At 70.8% G+C, this 16,088-nt stretch carries 16 protein-coding genes and 2 pseudogenes; 7 read left to right on the forward strand and 11 right to left on the reverse strand.

Translation table 11 applies throughout. The features are described from left to right. Nucleotides 1-83: 83 nt before the first annotated feature. Nucleotides 84-659 (reverse strand): annotated as a pseudogene (locus tag ABZ945_RS31205) (winged helix-turn-helix domain-containing protein); the annotation flags it as partial. A gap of 495 nt (nt 660-1,154) precedes the next feature. Then, nucleotides 1,155-2,186 (reverse strand): glutamine synthetase, encoded by a 1,032-nt coding sequence (gene glnII / locus ABZ945_RS31210; protein ID WP_361276490.1) that lies wholly within the window; start codon nt 2,184-2,186, stop codon nt 1,155-1,157. Nucleotides 2,187-2,363: 177 nt separating this feature from the next. On the opposite strand from glnII, the gene ABZ945_RS31215 reads away from it, so the two are divergent. From ABZ945_RS31215 to ABZ945_RS31225, 3 genes and pseudogenes are all read left to right on the forward strand, one after another. After that, a complete protein-coding gene (locus ABZ945_RS31215; protein WP_361276493.1) occupies nt 2,364-3,278 on the forward strand; it encodes a Gfo/Idh/MocA family oxidoreductase in 915 nt (304 codons plus the stop codon). A 125-nt stretch (nt 3,279-3,403) separates the two neighbouring features. Then, nucleotides 3,404-3,676, forward strand: coding sequence for a hypothetical protein (locus ABZ945_RS31220; RefSeq protein ID WP_361276495.1), 273 nt, complete (start codon nt 3,404-3,406; stop codon nt 3,674-3,676). A gap of 38 nt (nt 3,677-3,714) precedes the next feature. Next, a pseudogene (locus ABZ945_RS31225) lies at nt 3,715-3,840 on the forward strand (transposase); the annotation flags it as partial. Between the two features lie 155 nt (nt 3,841-3,995). Here the strand turns inward: ABZ945_RS31225 and ABZ945_RS31230 are convergent. The 4 genes from ABZ945_RS31230 to ABZ945_RS31245 form a co-directional block, all read right to left on the reverse strand. Further along, the gene (locus ABZ945_RS31230; protein WP_361276498.1) at nt 3,996-4,595 is read right to left on the reverse strand and encodes a GNAT family protein; all 600 of its coding nucleotides are present in this window, start codon (nt 4,593-4,595) and stop codon (nt 3,996-3,998) included. Continuing rightward, nucleotides 4,588-5,133, reverse strand: coding sequence for a lasso peptide biosynthesis B2 protein (locus ABZ945_RS31235; protein WP_361276501.1), 546 nt, complete (start codon nt 5,131-5,133; stop codon nt 4,588-4,590). The genes ABZ945_RS31230 and ABZ945_RS31235 overlap by 8 nt, the downstream gene beginning before the upstream one ends. An 11-nt stretch (nt 5,134-5,144) precedes the next feature. Continuing rightward, complete coding sequence (locus ABZ945_RS31240) at nt 5,145-6,947, reverse strand: albusnodin/ikarugamycin family macrolactam cyclase (protein WP_361276504.1); 1,803 nt, start codon at nt 6,945-6,947, stop codon at nt 5,145-5,147. Nucleotides 6,948-7,019: 72 nt separating this feature from the next. After that, nucleotides 7,020-7,160, reverse strand: a complete 141-nt coding sequence (locus ABZ945_RS31245) for an albusnodin family lasso peptide (protein WP_361276507.1) — start codon at nt 7,158-7,160, stop codon at nt 7,020-7,022. Nucleotides 7,161-7,450: 290 nt separating this feature from the next. On the opposite strand from ABZ945_RS31245, the gene ABZ945_RS31250 reads away from it, so the two are divergent. The 3 genes from ABZ945_RS31250 (at nt 7,451) to ABZ945_RS31260 (ending at nt 9,639) form a co-directional block, all read left to right on the forward strand. Next, on the forward strand, nt 7,451-7,660 hold the full coding sequence (locus tag ABZ945_RS31250; protein WP_361276510.1) for a hypothetical protein: 210 nt from the start codon (nt 7,451-7,453) through the stop codon (nt 7,658-7,660). Nucleotides 7,661-7,949: 289 nt separating this feature from the next. Then, nucleotides 7,950-9,050, forward strand: coding sequence for an XRE family transcriptional regulator (locus tag ABZ945_RS31255; protein ID WP_361276513.1), 1,101 nt, complete (start codon nt 7,950-7,952; stop codon nt 9,048-9,050). 16 nt (nt 9,051-9,066) lie between these two features. Beyond that, entirely contained in the window at nt 9,067-9,639 is a 573-nt protein-coding gene (locus ABZ945_RS31260) for an HD domain-containing protein (RefSeq protein WP_361276516.1), read from the forward strand. Between the two features lie 563 nt (nt 9,640-10,202). Here the strand turns inward: ABZ945_RS31260 and glnA are convergent. Next, the gene (gene glnA / locus ABZ945_RS31265; RefSeq protein WP_361276518.1) at nt 10,203-11,612 is read right to left on the reverse strand and encodes a type I glutamate--ammonia ligase; all 1,410 of its coding nucleotides are present in this window, start codon (nt 11,610-11,612) and stop codon (nt 10,203-10,205) included. 244 nt (nt 11,613-11,856) lie between these two features. On the opposite strand from glnA, the gene ABZ945_RS31270 reads away from it, so the two are divergent. After that, complete coding sequence (locus tag ABZ945_RS31270; protein WP_361276521.1) at nt 11,857-12,327, forward strand: RDD family protein; 471 nt, start codon at nt 11,857-11,859, stop codon at nt 12,325-12,327. 86 nt (nt 12,328-12,413) lie between these two features. Here the strand turns inward: ABZ945_RS31270 and ABZ945_RS31275 are convergent, their stop codons facing one another. From ABZ945_RS31275 to lipB, 4 genes are all read right to left on the reverse strand, one after another. After that, nucleotides 12,414-13,127, reverse strand: coding sequence for a DUF4191 domain-containing protein (locus tag ABZ945_RS31275; protein WP_248635565.1), 714 nt, complete (start codon nt 13,125-13,127; stop codon nt 12,414-12,416). A gap of 10 nt (nt 13,128-13,137) precedes the next feature. Next, nucleotides 13,138-13,452, reverse strand: coding sequence for a hypothetical protein (locus ABZ945_RS31280; RefSeq protein ID WP_361276556.1), 315 nt, complete (start codon nt 13,450-13,452; stop codon nt 13,138-13,140). A 393-nt stretch (nt 13,453-13,845) separates the two neighbouring features. Then, nucleotides 13,846-14,805 carry a lipoyl synthase gene (gene lipA / locus ABZ945_RS31285; RefSeq protein ID WP_248635564.1) on the reverse strand — a complete coding sequence of 320 codons (960 nt, stop codon included), beginning with the start codon at nt 14,803-14,805 and terminating at the stop codon, nt 13,846-13,848. A 137-nt stretch (nt 14,806-14,942) separates the two neighbouring features. Continuing rightward, nucleotides 14,943-15,758 (reverse strand): lipoyl(octanoyl) transferase LipB, encoded by an 816-nt coding sequence (gene lipB, locus ABZ945_RS31290; protein WP_361276524.1) that lies wholly within the window; start codon nt 15,756-15,758, stop codon nt 14,943-14,945. Nucleotides 15,759-16,088: the final 330 nt, after the last annotated feature.

Below are 16,088 nucleotides of genomic sequence, written 5' to 3' on the forward strand. Positions count from 1 at the left end.
CCGGGGAGCGGCCGGCCGGGAAGGGGCGCAGGAAGTACTTCTGCATATCGTGGATCAGCAGCATCGCCCGCCCCGGGTCCGGTGGGCGTGTACTTGTAACCGACCCGCCGCACCGTCTGGATGGTGTGGCGGTGCTCGGCGCCCAGCTTCCGGCGCAGCCGGGCGACATGAACGTCCACCGTCCGCCCGTCGCCCACATGCCCGTACCCCCACACCGTGGTCACCAGCTGGTCGCGGGTGTGCACCCGGTGCGGGTTGGCCACCAGATGGGCCAGCAGCTCGAACTCCAGATACGTCAGGTCCAGCGCCCGCCCGTCCACCAGGGCGGTACGCCGCTCACCGTCGATGGTCACCGGCCCGTCGGCGGCCGGGTCGCCGGCGGGACCGGGCGCCTCGGCCCCGGCGGCCGGGACCAGCACCAGATAGCCGACCATCGGCGGCTGCCCGGGCAGCGCGGGTACGGCGTTGGGGGGAGCCGGCAGCCAGGTGGCGCCGGGTGCCAGCAGCTCGCTGACGTCCACCGCCTCCACCGCCTCGTCCCGGCCCACCGCGCGCAGTCTGCGCCCGGGGAACGGGACGGCGGGGGAGGGGGCCTGCGGGGGCTCGGCGGGAGCGGTCGCGGCGGATGAACGGACGGGAAGCGTACGGGTCTGGGGCATGGAGATCAGCTCTTTCGCGGCGCGGAGGGACGGGGGAGTACGTCGTGGCGCGGCGGCGAGAAGGCGTCCTGCGGTTGGACGGCCCACCAGGCGACCGGACCGCGGACCCATGGGTGCGGGGCGGCGGTACGGGAAAGGGCGGGTGGGGCGAGGTGACCGAGGCGTCTCTCAGCAGGCCGGCGCGTGCGTCGCGCGGCAACAGACCCGGTCGAAGTCGTCATGCTGACGGGTAGGCCAGAACGGCATGAGGTCGCTGCGACCCGTCGCGGTGCTCTGAATGCTGGCCATGGCACCTATTGAACCAGATCCGGGGCCTCCCGTAACCGCCCATGACCGAAAGCGGCTTGTCCGCCCCGGTCCGCCCGTTGATCTACAGCGCGAAGGCGCCCCGGTCCATCCGGGAGACTTGCCCGCACCGGCCCATCCTCGTCCCCCAGCGCGAAGGCGCCCACCGCGCACCCCGCGCGGCGGACGCCTCCCCTCTTCCCCCACGGCTCAGACCTGCCCGGCCTTCTCCAGCGCCGTGCAGCAGGTGTCCACCAGCAGCCGGGTCACCACATACGGGTCGACGTTGGCGTTGGGACGGCGGTCCTCGATGTAGCCCTTGCCGTCCTGCTCGACCTGCCAGGGGATGCGCACCGAGGCGCCGCGGTCGGAGACGCCGTAGCTGTACTCGTTCCAGGGGGCGGTCTCGTGCAGCCCGGTCAGCCGGTCGTCGATGCCGGCCCCGTAGTTCTTGACGTGGTCCAGCGGCTTGGAGCCCTCGCCCAGCGACTCGCAGGCGGTGATGATCGCCTCGTAGCCCTCGCGCATCGCCCGGGTGGAGAAGTTGGTGTGCGCCCCGGCGCCGTTCCAGTCACCCTTGACCGGCTTGGGGTTGAGGGTCGCGGAGACCTTGAAGTCCTCGGCGGTGCGGTACAGCAGCCAGCGGGCCACCCAGAGCTGGTCGGAGACCTCCAGCGGGGCCAGCGGGCCGACCTGGAACTCCCACTGCCCGGGCATGACCTCGGCGTTGATACCGGAGATCCCGAGGCCGGCGGCGAGGCAGTTCTCCAGGTGGGCCTCCACCACGTCCCGGCCGAAGATCTCGTCGGCGCCGACACCGCAGTAGTAGCCGCCCTGCGGGGCCGGGAAGCCGCCCGCCGGGAAGCCGAGGGGGCGCTCGCCGTCGAAGAAGGTGTACTCCTGCTCGATGCCGAAGATCGGCTCCTGCGCGGTGAACCTCTCCGCCACCTCGGCCAGCGCGGCCCGCGTGTTCGAGACATGCGGGGTCAGGTCCGTGTTCAGCACCTCGCACAGCACCAGCAGGTGCTCGCCGCCGCGGATCGGGTCCGGGCAGGAGAACACCGGCCGCAGCACCCGGTCCGAGGCGTGCCCCTCGGCCTGGTTCGTACTGGAGCCGTCGAAGCCCCAGATCGGCAGGGCGTCCACACCGTCGACGGGAGCGGCCAGGATCTTCGTCTTGGAGCGCAGCTTGGCGGTCGGCTCGGTGCCGTCGATCCAGATGTACTCGGCCTTGATGCTCACGACAACCTCATCCTTCGCGGGTGCAGCGGTATGCGCGCAGCCTGGCAACAGGGCGTTTCCCGGCCGTTGCCCGACGATGAACCCCGTGTTACCCGGCGGCCAGCCGAAAGGAGCCCCAGGCACCCACCCGTGCGCGATTGTCGTACGAACGGACGCACCGCGGGCAGACTGCCCCTCATGAGCACCACGCACCCCACCTCCCCCTCCCCCTCCCACCCCCTCCGCATCGGGCTCCTCGGCACCGGTCCGTGGGCCGGCCACACCCACGCCCCGGTGCTCGCCGCCCACCCCGGAGTGCACTTCGCCGGCGTATGGGGCCGGCGCCCCGAGGCGGCCGCCGAGCTGGCCGCGACCCATGGCACCCATGCCTACGAGGACGTGGACGCGCTGATCGCCGACTGCGACGCGCTCGCCTTCGCCCTGCCGCCGGACGTCCAGGCGCCGCTGGCCGCCCGGGCCGCCGCGGCCGGCCGCCATCTGCTGCTGGACAAGCCGGTGGCCACCACCGTGGCCGCCGCACGCGAGGTCACCGAGGCCGCCGAGCGGTCCGGCGCCGCCTCGGTGGTCTTCTGCACCCTGCGCTTCGCCCCCGACACCGCGCCCTGGATCGAGCAGCAGGCCGCGCTCGGCGGCTGGTACCTGGCCCAGGCCCACTGGCTGGGCTCCCTCTTCGCGGCCGGGTCCAGCAGCGAGTACGCGGCCTCCCCCTGGCGCCGCGCCAAGGGCGCCCTCTGGGACGTCGGCCCGCATGTGCTCTCCGTACTCCTCCCCGTACTCGGCGAGGTGACGGACCTCTCCGCCGCCGTCACCGACCCGGACGGCGGCCGCCACCTGGTCCTGCGCCACGCCTCCGGCGCCACCGCCACGGCCAGCATGAGCCTCAGCGCCCCGCCCAAGGCCGCACACGCCGGCATCGAACTGTTCGGCGAGCACGGCCGCGCCACCCTGCCCTCCTGGGCGGGCGCCACCGATGCCCTGCACGCCGCCGTGGACGCCCTGCTCACCGCGGCCCGCACCGGCCGCCCGCACCCCTGCGACGCCCGCTTCGGCCTCCGCCTCACCGAACTCCTCGCCACCGCCGACCCCGTCTGACCCACTTGCCCACAGCACCCCAAACCGTCACTCACCAGGGGGAATTGTCAGTCCCCGCCAGTAGAATGGAGGTACTTCGCAGGGGCCCGGGGGAGGGCCCCGCACCGCGTACCAGGAGGTCGCCGATGGCCGTAGCCACCCTCACGACCCTGCCCGCAGCCCGCATCGAGCCGTCCGCCAAGCAGCCGCTCCCCGCGGGCCTGCCCCGCGAGTGGTACATCACCCACAACCGCCGCCTGAAGGCGATGCGCCTCGCCATCGCCCTGCTCGACGCGGGCGTCTACCATCCCGCCGCCGCCGACGACGACACCATCCACGCCACCGCCACCCGCATAGGCGTCCACCCCCCGTCCCCCACCACCTGCCGCCTCGTCCGCACCCTCATCTACACCGGCTGACCCGCCCGGCACCCCGCCCCTGCCCGCGCCCACCCGGCGCGGCCAGGGGCGTTTCCATGGAGTCTTCTGCCCTACTGGGCCGTCATCGCTGGGTGGTCGAACGGACGGTGTCCTGGCTGGCCGGCTGCCGTCGCCTGCACCGCCGCTACGAACGCAGGGCAGAGCACTTCCTCGGCGTCGTCGGCCCGTACGTACAGCGCGGCGGGTGCACCGATTGCCTGGGGACCCCGTACCGGTCACCGTACGACCAGTACCACCACTCCGTCGGACTCCTCGGGGCTGGCGTTGACCCGCGTCCCCACTGTCCAGCTCGACGCCCTCAGAGCGTTCTCCTCGTGGATGAGATGTCGGTCGGTCCGAGCAGCGCCATCACCGACGACGGCCCGGTGAAGTCCTGGGCCAAGGCGTCCATCAGCACGTCGTCGCAGACCTGGCCGAGCCAGTACCCGGCTGCACGCAGTTTCCCGGCGTGCTGGAACCCGGCACGCTCGTACGCCTTGATTCCGGCCACATTGGGGGCGAGCACCTTGAGCCACACCATCCGCAGGTTGGCCACGTGGAACGCGTAATCGAGGGTCAGACGGGTGGCTTCGGTACCGAGACCGCGTCCGCGGGCTTCGCGGGACAGCATGATGACGAATTCGGCCGTGCGTACGGCATCGTCGGGCAGCAGGGTGGTGACGCCGATGGGGCGGGGCTGGGCGCCGGCCATGTCGTAGACGGTGAAGCGGGTATTGGCGCCGCGAAGCTGGTGCTGCATCCCTTCGGTGCGGGCCTCCAGGGACTCGGGGGTCTGACGGCCGTAACCGATCATCAGGGTGGGATCCTGCTCCCACTTCCAGTACGTCTCGACCAGATCGGCGCGGTAGGGGCCGAGGCCGCAGATCTTGGTGGTCAGCCACAGAGTCGGCTCAGTCACGAGTGTCTCCGATCATCAGGACAGGTGTGTAGAGAAGTGTCGAAGGGGGTTCGGCTGCGGGGATCCCGTCGCCAGTCTGGACCCATGCGTGCAGGCGTACGGGATCCGGCGCGACGCCGTGGCACCAGACGACGGACCGGCGCCGGAGGGCGAGGAGGAGCACCGCGGCAGCCGACTCCTCCAGACAGGCGGTTCGGGCGGGGGAGAACCAGGCGACGCGGCGCACGGTGAGCACAGCACGCTCGGCCTGCTCGGGGGTGGCGGGGTGTGTGGTTGTCGACGTGGCTGTGCGTAGGGCGTCGGTGATACGTCGCATGGCGGACTCTCTCTTGCCCGCCGCTTTCACCGCCAAGACGCCGGCGAGGGCTGCGGCTGCGGTGGAGCTCCACGTGCCGCGGGGGACGGTGAGGCCGGCGGGGTGCTCCGTGCTGCCCCAGCTCGCCTTCGGCGGGGTCGACGGGCCGGGCTCCGCGGGGATCAGGCAGCGCACGCGGCCGGTGTCGTAGTCGATGACGACCCGCACGTGGCCGAAGTCCACGGACCGCTCCACTACTCCACCTTTCCGGGGACGGGGGTGACCCACATGGGCTCGGGGGCGCGGGTGATGGCGTGCGACCAGGCGTCGGCAGCCAAGGCCTGCTCGATGTGCGCGAGCGGCACCGGTACCCCGGCGGCGGCCTGGAGCATCTGGTCACGGAAGCCCTTCACGTCGATCAGGCCGAGCGAGGCCAGGTTCATGCCCCCGGTGGCGAGGAGTGCGGGGAGCGCGGCGCGCAGTCCGCCGTAGTGGTCCGCCTCGAACGCGCCCTTCGTGATGCGGCCTGTCAGTTCGGTGGGGAGGACATCGGCGAACGCCTTGGTCAGCACCGGCTTGTAGGCGTACAGCGGGGGGCGCTGGCCGAGCGGAGTCCGTAGCACCGCGTCGACAACGGAGGCGTCCAGGAACGGATTGTGCAGCTCGATCCCGCAGGCGTCGGCCAGCTCGGCGTCGGCCACCGCCGTGCGCGCCACCTCCCGAATCTCGTCCACGAGGATGCGCACCGAGGCGTCCAGGCCCGGCAGCGGGTCGGGCACGGCGGCGTAGTCCTCGGCGGCCTCGGTGAGGAGGCGTACCGCTGACGGGTCTGCCCATGCGGGTACGGGTAGGGTGAAGAACCACCTGGCATCCCCCCGATTCTGCTTGGCCCTGCTGGTCAGTTCGGTGGTGAGAGCGGCCAAGGCGCGCTCGCGGGTGGTGGTCGTCATGATCGCTGCGGAGCGAAGCAGCGGGGCGACGGCGGTGTGACGGAGTCGAGCCCATCCAAGGGCCTCGCGGGCGGCGCGGGTGTAGCGGTGGTGGCGCAGGAGATCGGCGAGGTGGGCCGGCGGCTGGAAGAGGATGCTGTCTCCGCCGTCGCCGGTCAGGTGGGTGCCGGTGCCGAATTCCCGGCGCATCCAGCTGAATTGGGCTAGGAGTCGGGCCTGCGTGAGGGTGGAGGGCGCGGGTTCGTCGGTCACGGGCACGTCGGTGATCCTGGTGTACGGCCGGTGTTCATCGCCGAGCGGAAGGCGGTGGTGGCGGAGCCTGCCGTGGGAGGCCGCAGCGGTGAGCCGGGCGTAACGGAGGTCGGCCCCGTCGAGGACGCCATGGGGGTGGATGGTGACAGCGTTGACCGGGTCCGGCGCGGCGCGGGAGGCGAGGACGGCGACCGTGGTGGAGTCGAGGCCACCGGAAAGGTCGCTGGACAGGGCCGGGTCGGTGTCGGCGCGGAGACGTACGGCGGAAGTGAGGGCATCGCGCAAGCGCAGGTGCGGCGGCGGTCCGTTGAGGGGGTCGGGGCACCACGTGGTGCTGCATGTGTAGCGGCCTCCGGTGGCAGGGAGTTCGATGCGGCTGCCGGGAGGGAGCTGTTCGACTCCAGAGAAGTACGTACGGCCGGAAGACAGTACGGGCACAGATGGGGCAAGGATCGCGCATGCTAGACGCTTGATGTCGAGGCACGCGTCCGCCAGGGCGGCGAGGTAGCGGGCCGATGTCGACCACGCCCAAATCCCCTGCCAGGCAACCGCGTACAGAGGCAGGGCGGCGGCCGGGTCGGTGTGAAGGACCAGACCGTGCTCCACCTCCTCCAAGACCGCGTAGGTGCCCGGCCACTGCCAAGTTGCGCGGGCGGATATGGGGCGGTCGGCGAGGGCCTGCGTCTCTTCGTCGGTGGCTCCGCACAAACCGATGACATGGACGCGTCGACTAGGGCGCTGCGCCGTGCGGACGGGGATGCTGCCGAGCCGCCACAGGGACGGCGTGGTGATGCTCTCCGCGCCGAGCGGGCGAGGAAGGTCGGGCCGGGTGGTGCTGAATCCACCGATGGGCAACGTGTCCTCCAGGTCCGGAAACGGGGGCGCGGCCCCAGCCCGGAGGCCGGGGTCACGCTCGGTGCGGCAGGGTCAGCAGTTGTATGCGCGGCGCTTGTCCTCCGACTGTCCGCCGCCCTGGCCCTCGGTCAGCTCGGCGACGTCGCCGAGGTCGACGGCCACCGGCTCCTTCTCGGGGGCGGTGACGCTGTTCTCGTTGCGAGTGTTGATCATGGTGGTGCTCCTCTCGTTGAAGTGCGAGTGATGCCTGGTGCTGCATCCGCTCCGGACGGGGATCAGGCCGTGGAGAGCGGAAGTTCGTGGGCTTTCCGTCGGGCGTGCCGGCGACGGCCATCGCGATCATGACGGCAGTGGCGACGGCGACGTACGCGAGGACGGTGAGCTGCTGGCGCCAACCTCAGAGGCGTAACCGGCTCACGGTACGAGCTGGATGTGTCCGCCGCCGTCGTCCACTCGACCCCTCCCGTGGGGCGGATGTGGGCGCTCCGTACAGTGCCGTGGCTGTGGAGCTCGTGCGTCACGGCGACGAGGACGCCCTCACCGCGCGAGGCGATGTCCCGGACGCTCTTGTCCAGGAGCGGGTGCTGCTCGTACTCGTCCGGATCCACCGGATTCACGTCCCCGCCTCCGGCCGGCTCTCGGCGCGGTGCATGAACTTCTCCCAGCCGTCGGCCGCCCGCAGGCGCAGAGCACGGTTGGGCGCACCCGGCTGAGGCTCCGGCGGCGTGTACGTCCGGCCGCTCGCGCCGGGGGTCCTGTGAGTTGGTACGGAGGTCGTCACGTGGTCACTCCTCTCGTGTGAGCAGCGGGCCGCGGTTCGGGACGCGACACGACCCGCTGCGTCGGGGCCTCCGGAGTTCTCCATCCCCGAGCGGCTGCGTCAACAGGCTGAACTCTTCCGGGTGCCGTCGGTTTCCACGTCTTGAACGTACGGTCGCTGTGAGCGCGATAGGACTGACTGGCAGTACGGGTTGGGGGCAACGCGCACTCAAGGAGCAGGACATGGCGTCGAGACCGCCCGCACGGGGACGTGCGGCAAGAGGATCGGTTGCGGGGTTCGTGCTGCGGTTGGCGCGGGAGAGCATCCCCCGTCCGCAGACGGCGATGGCGGAGGCCCTGGACGTGGACCTGGGCACCTTGCAGGGCTGGGAGTCGGGGCGCCGCCCACTGGCGAACATGAAGGCGGGCGCGCTGCTCAGTCTGCGACGCCGGCTGGGGCTGCTCGGCGCGGATCCGCGGGTGGTGGGCTTACTCGATCCGGCGATGGACGCGGACCGGATCATCGGGGCGGCGCTCGACGCATCGGAGGAGCGGGACCTGCACCCGTTGGCGTTGTGGGTGCACACGAGGGACACCGCTCACATGCTGGCGTGGGCCTTGACGGGGCTGGCGCCCCCAGCTCTCGCCGGCCGGGTTGCGCCACCTAGGCGGGGACCTTCGGCTCTTGCTCCGCAGCTCGGCACGGGAGAGCGGGCGCAGTTCTTCGAGCACCTGCGGGAGACCGCCGAAGCAGCGCGACGCCCGAGAGGCGGGGCTCTGCTGCACCGCCAGGCGCTCTATCTCGCCTCATACGACCGAGGACCCGCAGCGGCGTCCTGGGCGGCGCAAGCCCTGCACGCACGGCGCGGGGTGCTGGCCCGACGGGGGTGGTCGGAGCACTGGGCGGAGGCGCGTTCGACGGCGACCGCGTTGGCCCGACTGGGTGATCCTCAACCGCTTCTGGACTTCATCGAGCGTTCACTGGCCGACGACGACACCGCCGAGGCCGCGAACCTGAACTACTGGGCCTACTGGCTCGGCAGCGTACAACTGCCGCAGTCTGACGACCGATTCATGCGGGACCGTGAACTGACCGCCTGGGACCCGGTCACGCTGCTGCGGGGCCTGGTGCGTGGGTTCCACTACGCCCCCGGGTATGTCGACCTGTACGCCCACACCCTCTGGGCCCTGCTGACTGCGCACCCATGGCTCTCGGCAGCGGCGAAGGGGCTGGCGGCGGAGCTTGAGGAACGTACCGAGCGGGTGCTGGACGGAGGTGGGATCTCGGAAAGGTCCCGCCGCGAACTCAACGTCGTGCACTACGTTTTGCGTGATCGCACCTGAGAGCGGAGGTCAGCACATGGCGGACGACACGGCGAAGGGCACGGCCGGCTTCATCTTCGAGATGGGCGTGATGAAGCAGGCCAAGAGGACCGGCTGGTGGTTCACCGGCAACAACAACCCCGAGTCAATCGCCGACCACTCGTTCCGCGTCGGGATCATCGGCGCTGTCCTCGCGATGATGGAAGGCGTGGACCCGGCGAAGGTCGCGCTGATGTGCCTCTTCCACGACACCCAGGAGACCCGCATCGGGGACATCCCCCACATCGGCCGCCGCTACATCAAGGCTGCGCCGAACGAGACCGTCACCGCCGACCAGGTTGCCCGCGCGCACCCGGCGGTGAAGGCCGGAGTCCAGCGTGTGGTCGAGGAGTACGAGGTTAACCACAGCCCCGAAGCGGTCGTGGCCAAGGACGCGGACAAGCTGGAGTGCTTGGTGCAGGCGGTGGAGTACCGGGCGCAGGGAAACACGTTGGTGCAGGACTGGATCGACACGTCGTTGAACAGCCTCAAGACGGCGTCCGCCCGAGAACTGGCCGGGGCGGCGCTCACGATGTCGCCGCTGGAGTGGCGCCAGACATTCCTCGGCTGACCGCGGGAAACGACGTAGCCTCCACTTCGGAGCGATTCGGATCGGCGGAGGCTTCGTCTTGTTCAGGCCATGCGCTGCAGCTTGGGGGGCCTTCCGAGGCGCATACCCAGGCAGCGCAGGGGCTGGTTCCTTTCACCGCCTCTGCAACGCCGCCCGTGCCCGAGTGGCGTGCATGGCCGCGTTGTCACGGGCGATGTGTGCCCTTTCTTGAATGCTTCCACCATGGACGAGACGGCTGCAACCGTCCTCTGTGGAGAGGGCCTCCCTTCGTTTCATGACCCTGGGCGTCGTACTCCGACGCCGGGCCGGCCGGGGCAGGCGAAGACGTCGCGGAGCCACGCCGGTTCGCCCTCAAGAGCCTCGTCACTCCCTACAGGGAGTGACGAGGCTCTTGCTCTGGCGAAGCCGTGCCTGGCGCACCGTCAGGTTTCGGCCGTCCGAGCACGAGTCGACCGGAACCAACGGGAAACGACCGAAGCTATCCGGTGGTTTTTCCGCAGGTCAGGAGGGTTTCCGGGGTGGTGTTGCCGCAGATGCGGGTATGCCCCAGTTTCTCCAATCGCTTAGAGGTCGAAGTAGAGCTCAAACTCGTGCGGGTGGGGGCGGAGCTGGATCGGGGCGATCTCGTTGGTGCGCTTGTAGTCGATCCAGGTCTCGATCAGGTCGGAGGTGAAGACACCGCCGGCCTGGAGGTACTCGTTGTCCTGCTCCAGGGCCTCAAGGACGGCGGGCAGGGAGGTGGGGACCTGGGGGACGCCCGCGTGCTCCTCGGGGGCGAGCTCGTAGAGGTCCTTGTCGATCGGCTCGGCCGGCTCGATCTTGTTCTTGATGCCGTCCAGGCCCGCGAGGAGGAGGGCCGAGAAGGCCAGGTACGGGTTGGAGGACGGGTCCGGGGCGCGGAACTCGACGCGCTTGGCCTTGGGGTTCGAGCCGGTGATCGGGATACGCATCGCGGCCGAGCGGTTGCGCTGCGAGTAGACCAGGTTGACCGGGGCCTCGAAGCCGGGGACCAGGCGGTGGTAGGAGTTCACCGTCGGGTTGGTGAAGGCCAGCAGCGACGGGGCGTGCTTGAGGATGCCGCCGATGTAGTAGCGGGCGGTGTCCGAGAGGCCCGCGTAGCCCTGCTCGTCGTAGAAGAGCGGCTCGCCGCCGGTCCACAGGGACTGGTGGACGTGCATGCCGGAGCCGTTGTCACCGAAGATCGGCTTGGGCATGAAGGTCGCGGTCTTGCCGTTGCGCCAGGCGACGTTCTTCACGATGTACTTGAAGAGCATCAGGTCGTCGGCCGCGGCCAGCAGGGTGTTGAACTTGTAGTTGATCTCCGCCTGGCCGGCGGTGCCCACCTCGTGGTGCTGGCGCTCGACCTGGAGGCCGGACTTCTCCAGCTCCAGGGAGATCTCGGCGCGCAGGTCGGCGAAGTGGTCGACCGGCGGGGCCGGGAAGTAGCCGCCCTTGTAGCGGACCTTGTACCCGCGGTTGTCCTCCAGCGCACCGGTGTTCCAGGCGCCCGCCTCGGAGTCGATGTGGTAGAAGCCCTCGTTGGCGGTGGTGTTGAAGCGCACCGAGTCAAAGACGTAGAACTCGGCCTCGGGGCCGAAGAACGCGGTGTCCGCGATGCCGGTGGAGGCGAGGTAGGCCTCCGCCTTCTTGGCGATGTTGCGCGGGTCGCGGCTGTACTGCTCGCCCGTGATCGGGTCGTGGATGAAGAAGTTGATGTTCAGCGTGGCGTCCCGGCGGAACGGATCCAGGCGGGCCGTCGACAGGTCGGCGCGCAGCGCCATGTCCGACTCGTGGATGGCCTGGAAACCGCGGATCGACGAGCCGTCGAAGGCCAGCTCCTCGGCCGGGTCGAACGCCTTGGCCGGGATCGTGAAGTGCTGCATCACACCCGGCAGGTCGCAGAACCTGACGTCCACGAACTTGACGTCGTTGTCCGCGATGAACTTCTTGGCTTCGTCGGCGTTCCGGAACATCCAACTCCTCCTACTCCCACCCGGGAGCGGGCGGGCTTGCAGCTCGGTCGTGCGGCCAGTGCGGTGGCACACGCTGGTCCCGACCTTAGGGACGTGGGATTTCTCAAGCATGACCCATTTGTTTCGCCCAAGTTAACCGGAGGGAGGGCCGCCGTGCCCACCGGTGCCCCTCCGCCGCCCTCTGCCGCGGACCGGCGCCGACCCGGGCGGAAGTGATCGAAACCGGGCGCAGTACCGTGGTCGGGTGGACAACAGGCAAGCAATCGGATCGTGGCTCTCCGGGCCGCGCGCGGCCGCCGAGGAGATGGGCGCCGACTTCGGCTACCGGGGCCGGCGGCTCGGTCTGCCGGAACAGGGGCCCGGCTCCCTCGCCCCGCTCGGGCGGCGCTTCGGCGCGATCTTCACCGACTGGGCGCTGTGCATGCTGATCGCCTACGGCCTCATCGCCCGCGGCGACAGCGGCACCGTCGTCGGCAACTGGGCCGTGGCCGTGCTCTTCGCCCTCAGTGTGCTCACCGTCGGTACCATCGGCGCCACACCGGGCAAGCGGCTGTTCGGGCTGCGGGTCATCTCGGTGGAGGGCGACCGCCTCGGCGCCGGCCGCGCCGTCCTGCGCAGCGCGCTGCTCTGCCTGGCGCTGCCGGCCCTGATCTGGGACCGGGATGGGCGCGGGCTGCACGACCGGCTCTCGCGGGCGGTGCAGGTCCGGGGCTGAGGGGACCGAAAGACGGAGACAGTACAGCGGAGGGCGCCCGATCGCCGATCGGGCGCCCTCCGCCGTACCACTGTGCGTGTGTGCGCTCAGCGCATCTTGCCGCCGCGCGGCATCCGCATACCGCCACGGCCGGGCATCGGGCCCTTCGGCATCGGCATGTTGCTCATCAGGTCGCCCATCGCCCGCAGCCGGTCGTTGGTGGCGGTCACCTGGGGGCCGGCCAGCACCCGCGGGAGCTTCAGCAGGGTGGTGCGCAGCTTCTTCAGCGGCACCTGGCCCTCGTCGTTGCCGATCACGAAGTCGTGCACCGGGACGTCCACGACGATCCGGGCCATCCGCCTCTTCTCCGCGGCCAGCAGGGTGCGCAGCCGGTTCGGGTTGCCCTCGGCGATCAGCACGATGCCGGCCTTGCCGACCGCGCGGTGGACGACGTCCTGGTTGCGGTTCATCGCCACCGCCGGGGTGGTCGTCCAGCCCCGGCCGATGTTCTGCAGCACCGCGGCGGCCGCGCCCGGCTGGCCTTCCATCTGGCCGAAGGCGGCCCGCTCGGCGCGCCGGCCGAAGACGATCGCCATCGCCAGGAAGGCGAGCAGGAAGCCGAGGATGCCCAGATAGACCGGGTGTCCGATCAGGAAGCCGATCGCGAGGAGGACGCCGAAGACGACGACTCCCACGCCCGCGACGACAAGACCGACCTTCGGGTCGGCCTTTCGGGTCATCTTGTACGTCAGAGCGATCTGCTTCAGTCGCCCGGGATTCGCGGTCGCGTCAGCGCTGTCCGCTTGTGCCTTCCTCGCCATGCTGTGAAGTTTACGTGGCGCGCGGCCCGCGCTCCCGCGCGGCCTCCAGTACGTGCTGGGCCTCCACCCGGTCCTGGGCCCGGCGGCGGTCCTCCAGGACGGACGTCCAGGCGTTGCGGCGGGCGGTGCGCTGCCCGGCGCCCAGCAGCAGCGCCTCCACGGCCCGCAGCGCGCCGGTGACGGTCACGGCGGGGAGCGGAGCGGCCGCGACCGTACGGGCGGGGGAGGGCGCGACGGTACGGGACGGGGCGGCGGCCGCGCTCCGTGCCTCGCGGATGTCGCGTACGCGTGGGGTGACTGCGGGTACCGGGGTCGGAGCCTGCATGTCGGAAGCCTCCCAGGGGCGCGGTGCTGGAGGTCCGCCGGTACGGGGCCGGCGGGCGGGTGGAAGCCGGCGCGGGCGTCGGCGGATGCGGAACGCGAGCGGGGCACGGCTCCGATCCGCGATGACCCTGTGCGCGGAGCGTGCGTCCATCGTCACAAAATGGTGTTACCAGGGCGTGACCTGCCGGTCAAACGCGGATGACGGAACGGTTCTGCGGAGGGAAGGGGAGGGTGGTGGACGGGAACGCGGACGGCGCGGGCCGCGCGCCCCTCACCTGGGGGTTGCGCGGCCCGCGCCGTCGCGGGGTTCTGCCGCCGCCTTGTCCGTCCCGCGCCCGCTGTGTGGCGATTCACACCGCCGGTGCGAGAGCGGTACGAGAGCGGTACGAGGAGGTCAGGCGGCGTCGGCGGCCTGGTTGCGGGCCTCCATCGCCTGCTGGAACAGCCGGCCGGCCCGGTAGGAGGAGCGCACCAGCGGCCCGGACATCACACCGGAGTAGCCGATCTGGTCGGCCTCGTCCTTCAGCTCCACGAACTCCTGCGGCTTCACCCAGCGCTCCACCGGGTGGTGGCGCACCGAGGGGCGCAGGTACTGGGTGATGGTGATCAGCTCGCAGCCCGCCTCGTGCAGATGGCGCAGCGCCTCGCTGACCTCCTCGCGGGTCTCGCCCATGCCCAGGATGAGGTTCGACTTGGTCACCAGGCCGGCCTCGCGGGCCCGGGTGATGACCTCCAGCGACCGCTCGTAGCGGAAGCCGGGGCGGATCCGCTTGAAGATCCGCGGCACCGTCTCCACGTTGTGCGCCAGCACCTCGGGGCGGGAGGAGAAGACCTCGGCCAGCTGCTCGGGCACCGCGTTGAAGTCGGGGATCAGCAGCTCGACCTTGGTGTGGCCGCCCTCGCGCTCACCGGTCATGGCGTGGATCTGCCGCACGGTCTCCGCGTACAGCCAGGCACCGCCGTCCTCCAGGTCGTCACGGGCGACGCCGGTGATGGTGGCGTAGTTGAGGTCCATGGTGACCACGGACTCGCCGACCCGGCGCGGCTCGTCGCGGTCCAGCGCCTGCGGCTTGCCGGTGTCGATCTGGCAGAAGTCGCAGCGCCGGGTGCACTGGTCACCGCCGATGAGGAAGGTGGCCTCGCGGTCCTCCCAGCATTCGAAGATGTTGGGACAGCCCGCTTCCTGGCAGACCGTGTGCAGCCCCTCGCTCTTGACGAGCTTCTGGAGCTGGTTGTACTCGGGGCCCATCTTCGCCCGGGTCTTGATCCACTCGGGCTTGCGCTCGATGGGGGTCTGGCTGTTCCGGACCTCCAGGCGCAGCATCTTGCGTCCGTCGGGTGCGACTGCGGACACGGCTGGCTCCTACGGCTTCGATTCCACGGCGAACACCAGGGTACGCCCGGTAAAAATGTGGTCCTCCTGAGGGCAACCGAGACCCGGTGCGGGGCATTCCCCCGAGCCGGCCCCGGCCCCGTACCGGAGGGCGGGCCCTAAGCGGGCGCGGGGGCGGCCGATGCCGCCTCCTCGATCTCGCGGGGCCGCAGCTCGGCGTTCTCCAGGACGTCCTTCAGATGCCGCTCCACCACCGGCAGCACCTCGGCGATCGTCACCTCCCGGCCCAGCTCGTTCGCCAGCGAGGTGACCCCCGCGTCCCGGATCCCGCAGGGCACGATCCGGTCGAACCAGGTGTTGTCCGGGCTCACGTTGATCGCGAAGCCGTGCATGGTGACGCCCTTGGCGACCCGGATGCCGATGGCCGCCAGCTTGCGGTCCTCGCGGCGCTGACCGGCGTTGGAGGGGGCGTACTCGGGACCGTTCAGCCGCGGGTCGAACTCCTCATCCGTCAGCCGGGGGTCGAAGTCCAGGGAGAGGCCGCCGAGCGCCGGGCGCTGCTCGACCGGGTCGCCCAGCACCCACACCCCGCTGCGGCCCTCCACCCGGGTGGTCTCCACGCCGAAGTCGGCCGCCGTACGGATCAGGGCCTCCTCCAGCCGCCGGACATGGGCGACCACGTCCACCGGGCGGGGCAGCTTCATGATCGGGTAGCCCACCAGCTGGCCGGGACCGTGCCAGGTGATCTTGCCGCCGCGGTCCACGTCCACCACCGGCGTACCGTCCAGGGGGCGCTCGCTGTCGAGCGTGCGCCGCCCCGCGGTGTAGACCGGCGGGTGCTCCAGCAGCAGGCAGGTGTCGGGCACCTCGTCGGCGAACCGCGCGGCGTGCACCTCGCGCTGCATGTCCCAGGCCCGCCGGTACTCGACGGCCTCCGGGCCGAAGCCCACATGGACGAATCGCGGCTCACTCACGGCAACGCCTCCCTACGAATGTGCGGCAGCACTTGCAGCGTGCATCCATCGCCGCCGGTGCCACTGTACGGCGGCCGCGGGGCGGCCGGACGGCCAGGTGGATGCCGTCTTCCTCACCGCCGTACCGGCACCCGGTCCCGTGCTCGGTCCGTCCTCGGCCCGTCAGCGGCGACCTCAATCCTCACACGATCGGATGAATGCGGGGCGAAGGCGGCGGTACCGACGCCGACGGCGGTTAAGTTCGCGCCGTTCCCGGGGGTCCGCAACCCCACCGGAAGGGCCCCCGGCGCGGCGGGCCCCCACCGGGAAGGCACAGCACGGCAAGTCAGG

Source organism: Streptomyces sp. NPDC046887 (genome assembly GCF_040644755.1).
Lineage (GTDB): Bacteria > Actinomycetota > Actinomycetes > Streptomycetales > Streptomycetaceae > Streptomyces > Streptomyces lichenis.